This is a genomic window from Rahnella inusitata (assembly GCF_018288855.1).
GTDB classification, from domain to species: Bacteria; Pseudomonadota; Gammaproteobacteria; order Enterobacterales; family Enterobacteriaceae; genus Rahnella; species Rahnella inusitata.
The window spans coordinates 789281-804213 of the sequence record NZ_CP065024.1 but is presented as its reverse complement, the minus strand read 5'-3'; the positions used below and the strand labels follow the sequence as shown (position 1 = coordinate 804213).

10 protein-coding genes, 3 tRNA genes and 4 rRNA genes are annotated in these 14933 nt (G+C 50.5%); 5 read left to right on the top strand and 12 right to left on the bottom strand.

The genetic code is table 11. From position 1 onward, the window contains the following. Positions 1 to 166 precede the first annotated feature (166 nt). The 7 genes from rrf (I2123_RS03735) to I2123_RS03705 all read right to left on the bottom strand — a co-directional run bounded on the left by rrf (I2123_RS03735) (position 167) and on the right by I2123_RS03705 (position 5732). Positions 167 to 282: ribosomal RNA gene (gene rrf / locus I2123_RS03735) — 5S ribosomal RNA — on the bottom strand. Between the two features lie 37 nt (positions 283 to 319). Beyond that, a tRNA-Thr gene (locus I2123_RS03730) sits at positions 320 to 395 on the bottom strand. Between the two features lie 50 nt (positions 396 to 445). Then, a 5S ribosomal RNA gene (gene rrf, locus I2123_RS03725) occupies positions 446 to 561 on the bottom strand. Positions 562 to 707: 146 nt separating this feature from the next. Beyond that, positions 708 to 3617, bottom strand: a 23S ribosomal RNA gene (locus I2123_RS03720). Between the two features lie 215 nt (positions 3618 to 3832). Beyond that, positions 3833 to 3908 (bottom strand) — tRNA-Ala (locus I2123_RS03715). A 132-nt stretch (positions 3909 to 4040) separates the two neighbouring features. Beyond that, positions 4041 to 4117: transfer RNA gene (locus I2123_RS03710), tRNA-Ile, on the bottom strand. A gap of 72 nt (positions 4118 to 4189) precedes the next feature. Next, positions 4190 to 5732, bottom strand: a 16S ribosomal RNA gene (locus I2123_RS03705). The 16S, 23S and 5S rRNA genes sit together here with 3 tRNA genes alongside, the layout of an rRNA operon. Positions 5733 to 6257: 525 nt before the next feature. Between I2123_RS03705 and I2123_RS03700 the strand changes: the two genes are divergently transcribed. After that, positions 6258 to 6800, top strand: a complete 543-nt coding sequence (locus I2123_RS03700; protein WP_112168270.1) for a gamma carbonic anhydrase family protein — start codon at positions 6258 to 6260, stop codon at positions 6798 to 6800. 50 nt (positions 6801 to 6850) lie between these two features. Here I2123_RS03700 and aroE read toward each other — a convergent pair whose 3' ends face one another. The 5 genes from aroE to dprA are packed head-to-tail and all read right to left on the bottom strand — an operon-like array spanning position 6851 to position 10442. Beyond that, positions 6851 to 7669: a shikimate dehydrogenase gene (aroE, locus tag I2123_RS03695; RefSeq protein ID WP_213051833.1), complete on the bottom strand. Its 819-nt coding sequence runs from the start codon at positions 7667 to 7669 to the stop codon at positions 6851 to 6853. A 12-nt stretch (positions 7670 to 7681) separates the two neighbouring features. Next, entirely contained in the window at positions 7682 to 8251 is a 570-nt protein-coding gene (tsaC, locus tag I2123_RS03690) for an L-threonylcarbamoyladenylate synthase type 1 TsaC (protein WP_213051832.1), read from the bottom strand. 12 nt (positions 8252 to 8263) lie between these two features. After that, positions 8264 to 8803: a DNA topoisomerase family protein gene (locus I2123_RS03685; RefSeq protein WP_213051831.1), complete on the bottom strand. Its 540-nt coding sequence runs from the start codon at positions 8801 to 8803 to the stop codon at positions 8264 to 8266. 24 nt (positions 8804 to 8827) lie between these two features. After that, on the bottom strand, positions 8828 to 9301 hold the full coding sequence (locus I2123_RS03680) for a DUF494 family protein (protein ID WP_112168266.1): 474 nt from the start codon (positions 9299 to 9301) through the stop codon (positions 8828 to 8830). After that, entirely contained in the window at positions 9273 to 10442 is a 1170-nt protein-coding gene (gene dprA / locus I2123_RS03675) for a DNA-protecting protein DprA (protein WP_213051830.1), read from the bottom strand. Before dprA ends, I2123_RS03680 begins: the two co-directional genes overlap by 29 nt. Before the next feature lie 127 nt (positions 10443 to 10569). On the opposite strand from dprA, the gene def reads away from it, so the two are divergent. The 4 genes from def to trkA all read left to right on the top strand — a co-directional run bounded on the left by def (position 10570) and on the right by trkA (position 14843). Then, complete coding sequence (gene def / locus I2123_RS03670; RefSeq protein WP_112168264.1) at positions 10570 to 11082, top strand: peptide deformylase; 513 nt, start codon at positions 10570 to 10572, stop codon at positions 11080 to 11082. A gap of 1 nt (position 11083) precedes the next feature. After that, positions 11084 to 12043, top strand: coding sequence for a methionyl-tRNA formyltransferase (gene fmt, locus I2123_RS03665; RefSeq protein ID WP_213052461.1), 960 nt, complete (start codon positions 11084 to 11086; stop codon positions 12041 to 12043). A gap of 74 nt (positions 12044 to 12117) precedes the next feature. Beyond that, positions 12118 to 13407 (top strand): 16S rRNA (cytosine(967)-C(5))-methyltransferase RsmB, encoded by a 1290-nt coding sequence (rsmB, locus tag I2123_RS03660; RefSeq protein ID WP_213051829.1) that lies wholly within the window; start codon positions 12118 to 12120, stop codon positions 13405 to 13407. Between the two features lie 59 nt (positions 13408 to 13466). After that, positions 13467 to 14843: a Trk system potassium transporter TrkA gene (gene trkA, locus I2123_RS03655; RefSeq protein ID WP_112168261.1), complete on the top strand. Its 1377-nt coding sequence runs from the start codon at positions 13467 to 13469 to the stop codon at positions 14841 to 14843. The last annotated feature ends 90 nt before the right edge of the window (positions 14844 to 14933 follow it).

Genomic DNA, 14933 nt, shown 5'->3' with positions numbered 1-14933 from the left:
CCTGCCAGTTGATGAACCGCTCCGAGGCTCATCCTTCGGGCCAGTTGCTGGGCAACGTTCAAAAGGCGTTCCCTTTGTCCTACTTTCTTTTCGCGTAGCAAGCGACCTGATAGCAAAAAAGACAAAAGCCCCGTACTTTCGTACGGGGCTTTTGTCTTTTTTTGATGCCTGGCAGTTCCCTACTCTCGCATGGGGAGACCCCACACTACCATCGGCGCTACGGCGTTTCACTTCTGAGTTCGGCATGGGGTCAGGTGGGACCACCGCGCTAGTGCCGCCAGGCAAATTCTGTTAATTTACCGAACTCTACGCTTATTACTGGTGCTGATACCCAGAGTCGAACTGGGGACCTCACCCTTACCAAGGGTGCGCTCTACCAACTGAGCCATATCAGCACGCTTATTCTTATAACAGCCCGCTTAAGAGCAGACTTTACTAATTTGATGCCTGGCAGTTCCCTACTCTCGCATGGGGAGACCCCACACTACCATCGGCGCTACGGCGTTTCACTTCTGAGTTCGGCATGGGGTCAGGTGGGACCACCGCGCTAGTGCCGCCAGGCAAATTCTGTTTCATCCGTACCGCCACGCACCGTGATTTCTCACAACGCCTCGCCATACGAACCAATCTCGGAACGTCGCTGAAAATCTACTTCCACACGCTCGCGCGCAGCAGAGTCACTCTAATCAAAACACCTTTGGTGTTGTAAGGTTAAGCCTCTCGGGTCATTAGTACTGGTTAGCTCAATGCATCGCTGCACTTACACACCCAGCCTATCAACGTCTTAGTCTTAAACGTCCCTTCAGGTGGCTTAAAGCCACAGGGAAGACTCATCTCGAGGCAAGTTTCGCGCTTAGATGCTTTCAGCGCTTATCTTTTCCGCATTTAGCTACCGGGCAATGCCATTGGCATGACAACCCGAACACCAGTGATGCGTCCACTCCGGTCCTCTCGTACTAGGAGCAGCCCCTCTCAATCTTCCAACGCCCACGGCAGATAGGGACCGAACTGTCTCACGACGTTCTAAACCCAGCTCGCGTACCACTTTAAACGGCGAACAGCCGTACCCTTGGGACCTACTTCAGCCCCAGGATGTGATGAGCCGACATCGAGGTGCCAAACACCGCCGTCGATATGAACTCTTGGGCGGTATCAGCCTGTTATCCCCGGAGTACCTTTTATCCGTTGAGCGATGGCCCTTCCATTCAGAACCACCGGATCACTATGACCTACTTTCGTACCTGCTCGAGCCGTCACTCTCGCAGTCAAGCTAGCTTATGCCATTGCACTAACCTCACGATGTCCGACCGTGATTAGCTAACCTTCGTGCTCCTCCGTTACTCTTTAGGAGGAGACCGCCCCAGTCAAACTACCCACCAGACACTGTCCTCACCCCGGATCACGGGGCCGAGTTAGAACATCAAACATTAAAGGGTGGTATTTCAAGGTTGGCTCCACGCAGACTGGCGTCCACGCTTCAAAGCCTCCCACCTATCCTACACATCAAGGCTCAATGTTCAGTGTCAAGCTATAGTAAAGGTTCACGGGGTCTTTCCGTCTTGCCGCGGGTACACTGCATCTTCACAGCGAGTTCAATTTCACTGAGTCTCGGGTGGAGACAGCCTGGCCATCATTACGCCATTCGTGCAGGTCGGAACTTACCCGACAAGGAATTTCGCTACCTTAGGACCGTTATAGTTACGGCCGCCGTTTACCGGGGCTTCGATCAAGAGCTTCGCATTGCTGCTAACCCCATCAATTAACCTTCCGGCACCGGGCAGGCGTCACACCGTATACGTCCACTTTCGTGTTTGCACAGTGCTGTGTTTTTATTAAACAGTTGCAGCCAGCTGGTATCTGCGACTGGCTTCGGCTCCGAGAGCAAGTCTCTTCACCTACGCGCCAGCGTGCCTTCTCCCGAAGTTACGGCACCATTTTGCCTAGTTCCTTCACCCGAGTTCTCTCAAGCGCCTGAGTATTCTCTACCTGACCACCTGTGTCGGTTTGGGGTACGATTTCGTGTTACCTGGAGCTTAGAGGCTTTTCCTGGAAGCATGGCATCAACTACTTCACCACCGTAGTGGCTCGTTATCACGCCTCAGGGTTGAATATGTAACCGGATTTACCAAGTCACACCCCCTACACGCTTGAACCGGGACAACCGTCGCCCGGCTAGCCTAGCCTTCTCCGTCCCCCCTTCGCAGTAACACCAAGTGCTGGAATATTAACCAGCTTCCCATCGACTACGCTTTTCAGCCTCGCCTTAGGGGTCGACTCACCCTGCCCCGATTAACGTTGGACAGGAACCCTTGGTCTTCCGGCGTGCGGGTTTTTCACCCGCATTATCGTTACTTATGTCAGCATTCGCACTTCTGATACCTCCAGCACCCCTCACAGGACACCTTCGACGGCTTACAGAACGCTCCCCTACCCAACAACGCCTAAGCGTCGCTGCCGCAGCTTCGGTGCATGGTTTAGCCCCGTTACATCTTCCGCGCAGGCCGACTCGACCAGTGAGCTATTACGCTTTCTTTAAATGATGGCTGCTTCTAAGCCAACATCCTGGCTGTCTATGCCTTCCCACATCGTTTCCCACTTAACCATGACTTTGGGACCTTAGCTGGCGGTCTGGGTTGTTTCCCTCTTCACGACGGACGTTAGCACCCGCCGTGTGTCTCCCGTGATAACATTCTTCGGTATTCGGAGTTTGCATCGAGTTGGTAAGCCGGGATGGCCCCCTAGTCGAAACAGTGCTCTACCCCCGAAGATGAGTTCACGAGGCGCTACCTAAATAGCTTTCGGGGAGAACCAGCTATCTCCCGGTTTGATTGGCCTTTCACCCCCAGCCACAAGTCATCCGCTAATTTTTCAACATTAGTCGGTTCGGTCCTCCAGTTAGTGTTACCCAACCTTCAACCTGCCCATGGCTAGATCACCGGGTTTCGGGTCTATACCTTGCAACTTGACGCCCAGTTAAGACTCGGTTTCCCTACGGCTCCCCTATTCGGTTAACCTTGCTACAAAATATAAGTCGCTGACCCATTATACAAAAGGTACGCAGTCACCCAACAAAGTAGGCTCCCACTGCTTGTACGTACACGGTTTCAGGTTCTATTTCACTCCCCTCGCCGGGGTTCTTTTCGCCTTTCCCTCACGGTACTGGTTCACTATCGGTCAGTCAGGAGTATTTAGCCTTGGAGGATGGTCCCCCCATATTCAGACAGGATGTCACGTGTCCCGCCCTACTCATCGAACTCACAATAAGTGCATTTTTGTGTACGGGACTATCACCCTATACTGTGCGACTTTCCAGACGCTTCCACTAATGCACAAACTGATTCAGGTTCTGGGCTCTTCCCCGTTCGCTCGCCGCTACTGGGGGAATCTCGGTTGATTTCTTTTCCTCGGGGTACTTAGATGTTTCAGTTCCCCCGGTTCGCCTTGCATGGCTATGTATTCACCATGCAATAGTGTGTCGAAACACACTGGGTTTCCCCATTCGGGTATCGTCGGTTATAACGGTTCATATCACCTTACCGACGCTTTTCGCAGATTAGCACGCCCTTCATCGCCTCTGACTGCCTAGGCATCCACCGTGTACGCTTAGTCGCTTAACCTCACAACCCGAAGGTGTCTTAAAAGACATCGTCGCATTGCGATTATTTGAGAGACTCTATTACAGACAAAATCATCACTCAGTACTTCTACGGAGAGTGATGTTCAGCTGTAATGTTTCAATTTTCAGCTTGTTCCAGATTGTTAAAGAGCAAAATACTTCGCAGCATACTGTTACCAATATACTCTGAAGTATTATTTAAAGGCTGTACGGTAATGGTGGAGCTAAGCGGGATCGAACCGCTGACCTCCTGCGTGCAAGGCAGGCGCTCTCCCAGCTGAGCTATAGCCCCATACAGTCACTTACAGATACCTTTATCTATCTCATCGCTAGATGAGTCAGCCAATTCATTTCTTATCAAGGCGGAGTCACACGACGTTTGCGTTAGCAAACGAGGGAGGGACAACGCAGAGAAGGAAAGAATTGGTAGGCCTGAGTGGACTTGAACCACCGACCTCACCCTTATCAGGGGTGCGCTCTAACCACCTGAGCTACAAGCCTATAAAGGTATTTCTGCTCGTTACTTTTTCATCAGACAATCTGTGTGGACACTGCACAATGCGTATCTTTAGGTAAGGAGGTGATCCAACCGCAGGTTCCCCTACGGTTACCTTGTTACGACTTCACCCCAGTCATGAATCACAAAGTGGTAAGCGCCCTCCCGAAGGTTAAGCTACCTACTTCTTTTGCAACCCACTCCCATGGTGTGACGGGCGGTGTGTACAAGGCCCGGGAACGTATTCACCGTAGCATTCTGATCTACGATTACTAGCGATTCCGACTTCATGGAGTCGAGTTGCAGACTCCAATCCGGACTACGACATACTTTATGAGGTCCGCTTGCTCTCGCGAGTTTGCTTCTCTTTGTATATGCCATTGTAGCACGTGTGTAGCCCTACTCGTAAGGGCCATGATGACTTGACGTCATCCCCACCTTCCTCCGGTTTATCACCGGCAGTCTCCTTTGAGTTCCCACCATTACGTGCTGGCAACAAAGGATAAGGGTTGCGCTCGTTGCGGGACTTAACCCAACATTTCACAACACGAGCTGACGACAGCCATGCAGCACCTGTCTCACGGTTCCCGAAGGCACTAAGCTATCTCTAGCGAATTCCGTGGATGTCAAGAGTAGGTAAGGTTCTTCGCGTTGCATCGAATTAAACCACATGCTCCACCGCTTGTGCGGGCCCCCGTCAATTCATTTGAGTTTTAACCTTGCGGCCGTACTCCCCAGGCGGTCGACTTAACGCGTTAGCTCCGGAAGCCACGCCTCAAGGGCACAACCTCCAAGTCGACATCGTTTACAGCGTGGACTACCAGGGTATCTAATCCTGTTTGCTCCCCACGCTTTCGCACCTGAGCGTCAGTCTTTGTCCAGGGGGCCGCCTTCGCCACCGGTATTCCTCCAGATCTCTACGCATTTCACCGCTACACCTGGAATTCTACCCCCCTCTACAAGACTCTAGCTTGCCAGTTTCAAATGCAGTTCCCAAGTTAAGCTCGGGGATTTCACATCTGACTTAACAAACCGCCTGCGTGCGCTTTACGCCCAGTAATTCCGATTAACGCTTGCACCCTCCGTATTACCGCGGCTGCTGGCACGGAGTTAGCCGGTGCTTCTTCTGCGAGTAACGTCAATCGCTGCAGCTATTAACTACAGCGCCTTCCTCCTCGCTGAAAGTGCTTTACAACCCTAAGGCCTTCTTCACACACGCGGCATGGCTGCATCAGGCTTGCGCCCATTGTGCAATATTCCCCACTGCTGCCTCCCGTAGGAGTCTGGACCGTGTCTCAGTTCCAGTGTGGCTGGTCATCCTCTCAGACCAGCTAGGGATCGTCGCCTAGGTGAGCCATTACCCCACCTACTAGCTAATCCCATCTGGGCACATCCGATGGCGTGAGGCCCGAAGGTCCCCCACTTTGCTCTTGCGAGGTCATGCGGTATTAGCTACCGTTTCCAGTAGTTATCCCCCTCCATCAGGCAGTTTCCCAGACATTACTCACCCGTCCGCCGCTCGTCACCCAGAGAGCAAGCTCTCCTGTGCTACCGCTCGACTTGCATGTGTTAGGCCTGCCGCCAGCGTTCAATCTGAGCCATGATCAAACTCTTCAATTAAAAGTTCGATTTGCTTAAACAAGTTAAGCGGTGCTCAAAGATTACTTCGTAATAATTCAACTAAATGAATTACTGCTTGGTCACTCTAAGACTTGATATTTTTTTGCCACCGAGGTGGCTGATATCGTCTTGTGAGTGCCCACACAGATTGTCTGATAAATTGTTAAAGAGCAGTGAGTTACGCGCTTTCGCTTGCTAACTCGAGGTGGCGTATATTACGCTTTCCTCATTCAGTGTCAACCGTTTATTTCGCCGGATGCCGCTGTTTTTAATCTTTCCCGACCCGGTTACTTCGTGATGTTGTTCACGTTGTTCCCTGTCGATGGAGCGGCATTATAGGGATCCGAATTTTTTGCACAAGCATTAATTTCGAATAAAAGGATCGACTGCGTGTTTTTCCACCCCTTCGCGGAGATCTCACCCGATCCGCGTGTTTTAACACCAATCTTGCCGCCGATGAATTGGTATTTCATCTCACCCGAACTATATTGCCAGTGTTAAAACTCAATTATGAGGTAATTACAAATGTCTCAGGCCTTACGTGCATATCAGGGATTAATGCCAACTCTGGGAGAAAAGGTCATGGTTGACCCTTCCAGCGTTGTCATTGGAGATGTCGCTCTTGCGGACGACGTCAGTATCTGGCCCTTGGTTGTTATTCGTGGTGATGTGAATCATGTCGTTATCGGCTGTCGAACCAATGTGCAGGATGGAAGCGTGCTACATGTCACCCACCAGTCGCGCCACAACCCTGAAGGCTATCCTCTTATTATTGGTGAGGATGTGACGGTCGGACACAAAGCTATGCTGCATGGTTGTACGATCGGAAGCCGTGTTCTGGTGGGAATGGGATCTATATTGCTGGATGGGGCGATCATTGAAGATGACGTTATGATTGGGGCAGGAAGCCTGGTGCCTCCAGGAAAACGCCTCGAAAGTGGCTATCTCTATTTAGGAAGCCCTGTAAAACAGATTCGGGAGTTGACGTCTGAAGAGCTGGCTGGATTAACTTACTCTTCTAATAACTATGTTACCTGGAAAGATGTGTATCTTTCAGAAGAGCAATAAGAACCCGTCCGGGAACCTGAAGGTCAATAAAGCCCTCTCAGGTTCCATTCTCAGCCCAGTAAATCTTTCTGCAATTGCGCCAGCACGGGTTCGATGTCAGGCATTACGCCATGCCATAGCTGGAATGCATGGGCAGCCTGACCCACCAGCATCCCTAATCCATCCGCATACTCTGTTACGCCGTTCTTTTGAGCCCACTCTATAAAGGGTGTCGGGCCAGCCTGATAGTACATGTCGTAAATACGGGTCTGCGGGGTTAAGACCTCTTTCGGGATCGCCGGGATCTCGCCTTTGATACCTGAAGCAGTGGCATTAATAATCAGATCGAAAGATTCGCTTGTCAGATCATTTAGAGCAATGGCTTGGATCTCGCCCCTGCTTTCAAAGATATGGCTTAAATGCTGCGCCCGCTCAAAGGTACGGTTAGTGACGACGACAGAACAACCATAGGACAGTAAAGGAAGGATAACCCCCCGGGCAGCCCCACCGGCCCCCACCAACAAAACCCGATCACTACTTCTGATAAGATTCAGACGTTCGAGATCGCTCAGCATCCCGATACCGTCAGTGTTATCACCAAGCAGGCGACCGTCTTCCAGCTTCTTCAGAGTATTCACCGCGCCAGAAAGTGCTGCGCGATCGGTGAGTTCATCGGACTCGGCAAAAGCACGTTCTTTGAAAGGCACGGTAATATTTGCACCCCGGGCTCCTCCGTGGAAAAAGGATCTCAGTGTTTCTTCGAATTCTTCGTGCGGTGCCAGTATCGTCCCATAGGTATGTTCTAGGCCTGTCTGCCTGGCGAAGAGTGCGTGAATCCGTGGGGATTTGCTATGACTGATGGGATTCCCAAATACCGCAAAAGTTGGCATGACCTTTGTTCCTTAGCCTTGACGAATAAGGTTGCCGGTAAGGGCATCCCGAATTTCTGATGGATTTTCCCTTCCGCCGACTTGACCTGCCAGGACGGGGAAATTCTTTCCAAATTGTTGGCGGACTTCTTCTGCAACACGACAGGGAGGCTGCCCATTGAGGTTGGCGCTGGTCGATACCAGTGGCTTGCCGAATTTCTGGCAGAGCTCTTTCACTAAAGGATGATCAGTAACGCGCACGGCGAGTGAAGAGAAACGCCCCGTCAGCCAGTCTGGCGTAGATGCCCTCGCTGGCATCACCCAGGTTACAGGTCCAGGCCATGATGAATGTATCGTCTGACGTTGTTGCCCGGTCAGGGACGAGTCATCTATATAAGGAAGGAGCTGCTCATAATTATCCGCGATGAGAATCAGCCCTTTATCTTTAGGACGTTTTTTCAGCGCCAACAGTGCTTCTACTGCACTTTCACTGTCCGGATCGCATCCAAGACCAAAAACCGCCTCGGTTGGATATGCAATCACTTGCTGTTTCTGCAATGCTGCAAGCACTGTGCTAAATGAGTCGTTAACTTCTTTATTCATTTTTGTATTATCTTACGTTTCTACGGCTTTACCGCATAATTTGCTGGCACAAAATAACTTAATACCTTGCGCGGTTTTCTTTTCCATTAGCAACGGGTAATGGCATTCCGCGCATTCGCCTGCAACGGGTTTATTATTAATCGCAAACTGGCAATCAGGGTAGCGATCGCATGCATGGAAGACTTTACCAAAACGCGACTTCCGTTGTAACAGATGGCCTTTGCCACACTGCGGACAACTCAGACTCGTTTCTTCGGGTTTGTCGATCACTTCTATATGATCACACTCCGGATATTGGCTACAGCCAATAAACATGCCATAACGTCCCTGACGCAAAACAAGTGTCGATTCACATTTGGGGCAAAGCTGGCCGTCCAACACCTTAACGATATGTCCGTCGGCCTGAGCTTTTAGCGGGCGGATATACTGACAGGCTGGATAAGAAGAACAACTGAGAAAAGGGCCGTGGCGACCACTACGGATCACCAAGCCGGCCCCGCATTCCGGACAGGATTCATTTTGCTTGTCAGCAAAAAGTGCTGCTTTTGTCATACGCTTTGTTTTACCCGTTATCCCTTAATGCAGATAACCTTCATTAACTTCAAATAACAGCTCTTCCATTTGCTGATATGCACTTTCATATCCGGGAATATTAAAGAGAACCATCAGCACCACCCACTTAAGATCTTCGAGATCGAATTCTTCAGTGTCCAGAGCCATAACACGATCGATAACCATCTCCCTGGTATCGAAGTTCAACACTTTGATCTGTTCCAGGAACAATAAAAAACCACGACATGTGCAATCTAACCGGTTCGTTTCCTCATCGGTGTAGACTCGTAATGCTGAAGGATCGGAATCCAGCATGTAAGATGGGGTACCACCCTCTTGCATATCCGCAAGTTTTTCAAGCCAATTCAGCGCATTGTGAATATCAGCCCGGTGGAAACCAGCCTCGGTCAAGTCATCCGTTAACCTATCCTCGTCAACATTCATCTCCGCTTCGTTGTGAATGTAAGTTTCAAATAAGTACATTAGTACGTCGAACATGGCCTGCCCTCTTAATTCGGACATAGCCGCCGGGTACAGCTGCGATCCATCCTGCTAACTCCAGTTCGAGTAGTTTACCTACCACTTCTGGCACAGGTTGGCCGGCACGTTCGGCGACGACGTCAACAGATGTCACCTCATATTCTACGTTAGCCAACACATCAGCAAATGGCAATTCAACTTCGTCATCTTGCGCACAAAAAATCGCCTCAGAAGGATAAATTTTCTCATTCACTGGAATTTTGCCAGCTGGCGATGTCGTGATGGCCGGAAACCACGTCAGCCCGCTGCCAATATGCTCGGCGATATCGTTGGGTTCTGTGACCAGATACGCCCCCTGCCGGATGAGCCAGTGCGTTCCCTCAGACGTCTGACTCCCCAGCGGCCCGGGCAAAGCAAAGATTTCTCTTCCCTGTTCCAGCGCATAACGAGCAGTGATCAGCGATCCGCTTCGCAATGTGGCTTCAACCACAAGAACGCCGGCACTCAGGCCACTGATGATCCGATTACGACGTGGGAAGTTGGCAGCGACGGGAGGCATCGTCACTAAATGCTCAGAAACTAATGCACCTCCCTGCTCAAGAATGCGATCTGCGAGCGCCGAGTGATGCGGTGGGTAGCGATTCATTAATCCACTTCCCAGCACGGCAACAGTTTTTCCCTCTGCATCGAGCGTCGCTTTATGGCTGATACCATCAATACCCAGGGCCAGACCACTGGTGACAGTGAAACCGCTGCTGACCAATCCGCCCGCAAAAACCTGCGCATATTGCTCGCCGTAGTGGGTGAAATGGCGGCTCCCGACCATAGCTAATTGAGGTGAAGACAATAAATCAGGCTGCCCCTCGACAAACAAAACTAACGGAGGTGACGATATCTGTGAGAGCAGAGGAGGATAGAGCTGACTGTTATACGTCACGAGATGACAGTTATTACGTTCCAGCCATTTCAGAGACGCTGAGATCCATTGCGCATTGAGCTTTAGAAAATCCGTAATCTGCTCCGGCAGGAGCCCGCAGCAAAATAGCTCAGACTCCGAATAATTCCCATGGCTGAAGAGAGCCCGAATGATTGCCTCTGCGCGACGTGCATCAAGGCGTTTAACCACCGACAAACGAATCCATACTTCCTGTAATGTCATAACTCCGCTCCGCTCAATGCCTTCCAGCGACTGATTCAATTGGCACAGGATGCTGTCAATCGGAGCTGAAAATGTCTAGAATAGAGTCTATATATCTTCAATCATTTGAATAAAGATCCAGAAAAATATGTCCGTATTACAGATATTACATTTCCCAGACGAGCGGCTTCGCATTACTGCAAAACCGGTTAAAGAAGTTGACGCCAAAATCCAGCAAATCGTGGATGATATGTTTGAAACGATGTATGCAGAGGAAGGCATTGGCCTGGCTGCGACTCAGGTCAATATCCATCAGCGGATAATCGTTATCGACGTTTCCGAAAACCGCGACGAACGTCTGGTTCTCATCAATCCTGAATTGCTGGAAAAAAGCGGCGAAACCGGGATTGAGGAAGGTTGTCTGTCGATTCCTGATCAGCGTGCGCTTGTTCCGCGTGCTGAGAAAGTCAAAATCCGTGCACTCGATCGCGAAGGCAAGAGCTTTGAGCTTGAAGCGGATGATCTGCTGGCAATTTGTATTCAACACGAAATGGATCATCTGGTAGGCGTACTGTTTGTGGATTACTTGTCTCCACTGAAACGTCAGCGCATCCGTCAGAAAATGGAAAAGATGGCCAAGCTGAACGCCCGGGCTGACTAATATTCGTCTATTACAGGACACTGCTTTGCGGATTATATTTGCAGGTACCCCCGATTTTGCAGCGCGTCATCTTGACGCGCTTTTAACATCTGAACATCAGGTCGTTGGTGTTTTCACGCAACCCGATCGTCCTGCCGGACGCGGAAATAAACTGACGGCAAGCCCGGTAAAAGTGCTGGCAGAAGCCAACAACATCCCCGTCTTTCAGCCTAAGTCTCTACGCCCTGAAGAAAATCAGCAGCTGGTTTCTGAACTAGAAGCAGACGTCATGGTGGTTGTCGCGTACGGACTGATTCTACCTAAAGCCGTGCTTGAAATGCCTAAACTGGGCTGTATCAACGTCCATGGCTCACTGCTGCCGCGCTGGCGAGGGGCTGCGCCTATTCAGCGTTCACTCTGGGCGGGCGATGCTAAAACCGGTATCACTATCATGCAAATGGATGTGGGCCTGGACACCGGTGACATGCTGCACAAAGTTGAGTGCGATATTCTGCCTGAAGACACCAGTGCATCGCTTTATAATAAGCTGGCAGAGCTCGGCCCGTCAGGCATGCTAGAAACTCTGAAGCAACTGGCAAGCGGCACTGCCCGACCAGAAGTTCAGGATGAAAAGCACGTTACCTATGCTGAGAAACTTAGCAAAGAAGAGGCGCGTTTGGACTGGTCGCTGTCTGCTGAGCAGCTTGAACGCTGCATTCGCGCATTTAATCCATGGCCCGTCAGCTTTTTCATGATTGACGATCAGCCGGTAAAAGTCTGGCAGGCAGAATGTTTAGCTGATGAAAGTAGTGCGCTGCCGGGAACGATTGTTGCCGCAGATAAAAAGGGAATTCAGATTGCGACCGCTAAAGGTGTTCTGAATATCACCCAACTACAGCCTTCAGGTAAAAAGGCAATGTCCGCTCAGGACTTGCTGAACTCTCGTCGTGAATGGTTTACCGCAGGCACCCGTATAGCCTGACCATTATGACTATGCCCGGCTTAATGTCGGGCTTATCTCCATGATAATGCTGACACTGGTCAGCTTCTTTGACTATGAAAACAGCCTATAATCTCCGAAGTATTGCAGCTCAAGCTATTAGCCAGGTGTTAGACAAAGGTTTGTCACTTTCTACTGTTCTGCCCGGTTTACAGAAAAATATCTCAGATAAAGACCGCGGGTTACTACAAGAACTCTGTTTCGGCACGCTCCGGGTATTGCCTCAACTCGAATGGTGTTTGCAGCAACTGATGGCGAAACCACTCACCGGCAAACAGCGAACCCTGCATTATTTGCTCATGGTTGGCTTATATCAGCTAATACATACACGCATTCCCGCCCATGCCATCTTGGCGGAGACCGTTGAGGGTGCAGTTGCTCTTAAACGGCCGCAACTCAAGGGCCTGGTCAACGGTGTCCTGCGTCAGTTCCAGCGGCAGCAGGAAGAACTACTTCCGCGAATGTCCAACAACGACAGCCGCCATCTTCACCCGAGCTGGTTGCTAAAACGTCTGAAAAAAGCCTATCCCACAGAATGGGAGAATATCGTTGATGCCAATAACCAAAGGCCTCCGATGTGGCTGCGTGTCAATCGTCTGCATCATACCCGTGATCAATATTTGAATTTATTGAATGAAGCACAGATTGAGGCGGTTCCCCATGCAGAATATCGCGATGCGTTACGTCTCGTGACACCTTGTCAGGTAAATCTGCTTCCGGGATTCGCAGAGGGATGGGTAACCGTTCAGGATGCGTCGGCACAAGGCAGCGTTGATCTGCTGGATCCTCAAGATGGCGAGATGATCCTCGATTTGTGTTGCGCACCGGGCGGAAAAACCACGCATATCTTGGAAGCTGCGCCGAAAGCACAAGTGTTAGCTGTAGATGTGGATGAGCAACGCCTTAAACGCGTTCATGAGAATCTTCAGCGTCTGAAACTCAGTGCGGAAGTCAAACAGGGTGATGGCCGCGAGCCGCAGAGTTGGGCGGGTGACCGCATCTTCGATCGTATCCTGCTCGATGCACCTTGTTCGGCAACCGGCGTTATTCGTCGGCATCCTGATATTAAATGGCTGCGCCGTGATAGTGATATTGCTGAACTGGCCATGTTGCAGAAAGAAATCCTGGAGGCCGTTTGGCCACGCCTGAAAAGCCAGGGTGTGATGGTATATGCAACCTGTTCCATTCTGCCTGACGAAAACAGTGAACAAATTACTGCATTTTTAGAGACGCATCCTGACGCGACGCTGGTCGAAACAGGTACAGCGGAAAAGCCAGGCCGACAAAATCTTCCGCACGCTGAAGATGGCGACGGTTTCTATTACGCTAAACTGATTAAAAGTTAAACGTTTGCACTAGCGTTTACTTCTTAGGCTGATACTTTTAAGGCAAAGCAGAGAGTCATATGAAAATAATCATTCTCGGCGCCGGGCAGGTTGGCGGGACACTCGCCGAAAACCTGGTAGGTGAAAACAACGATATAACCGTTGTAGATACCAATACAGTTCGTTTGCGTCAGCTTCAGGATAAATTTGATCTGCGTGTCGTTCAGGGCCACGGTTCCCATCCTCGCGTTTTGCGTGAAGCCGGCGCGGAAGATGCCGATATGCTGGTTGCAGTCACCAATTCAGATGAAACCAATATGGTGGCCTGTCAGATAGCCTATTCGCTGTTTAACACGCCTAACCGTATTGCCCGTATTCGCTCGACAGAATATATCCGCGAATCAGAGAAGCTTTTCCACCCTGAAGCCGTCCCTATCGACCATCTGATTTCTCCTGAGCAATTAGTCACTGACTACATCTATAAGCTGATTGAATACCCTGGTGCGCTTCAGGTGGTTAACTTCGCCGAGGGCAAAGTCAGTATTGCAGCGGTGAAAGCCTATTACGGTGGCCCATTAGTAGGGAACGCGCTCTCATCAATGCGCGAACACATGCCTCATATTGAAACCCGAGTGGCAGCAATCTTCCGCCAGGAACGCCCTATCCGCCCTCAGGGTTCTACGATTATTGAAGCCGGTGATGAAGTATTCTTCGTCGCAGCATCTCAACATATTCGTGCCGTAATGAGTGAGCTTCAGCGGCTTGAGAAACCGTACAAACGTATCATGATCGTCGGTGGTGGTAACGTTGGTGCGGGTCTTGCACAAAGGCTCGAGAAAAATTACAGCGTTAAATTGATTGAACGCGATCAACAACGCGCGGCAGAACTCGCGGAACTCTTGCAGGACACGATTGTGTTTTACGGTGATGCTTCGGACCAGGAGCTGCTGGCTGAGGAGCACATCGAACAGGTCGATGTCTTTATTGCCATCACCAACGACGATGAGGCCAATATCATGTCCGCGATGCTGGCAAAACGCATGGGCGCGAAGAAAGCAATGGTCTTAATCCAACGCAGTGCCTACGTCGACCTTGTCCAGGGGAGCGTTATCGATATTGCGATTTCGCCGCAGCAAGCCACCATCTCAGCATTGCTGGGCCATGTCCGAAAAGCTGACATTGTCAGTGTGTCATCATTGCGTCGTGGTGTTGCCGAAGCCATCGAAGCGATCGCTCACGGCGATGAAACCACATCTAAAGTTGTTGGCCGCACGGTCGAACAAATTAAGTTGCCGCCGGGCACAACAATTGGCGCAATTGTACGTGGTAATGAAGTGATTATTGCTAACGGAAACAGCAGGATCCAACAAGGCGATCATGTAGTGATGTTCATAACCGATAAGAAGTTTGTGAGGGATGTAGAACGGTTATTCCAGCCGAGTCCGTTCTTCTTATAGAGCATCAATGGGTATGACTTTTTGGATTAATTAGAGTTATGAAGATAAGTTTTGTAGCGAAGATGCTGCAAATGGTCTTTACTTTGTTTG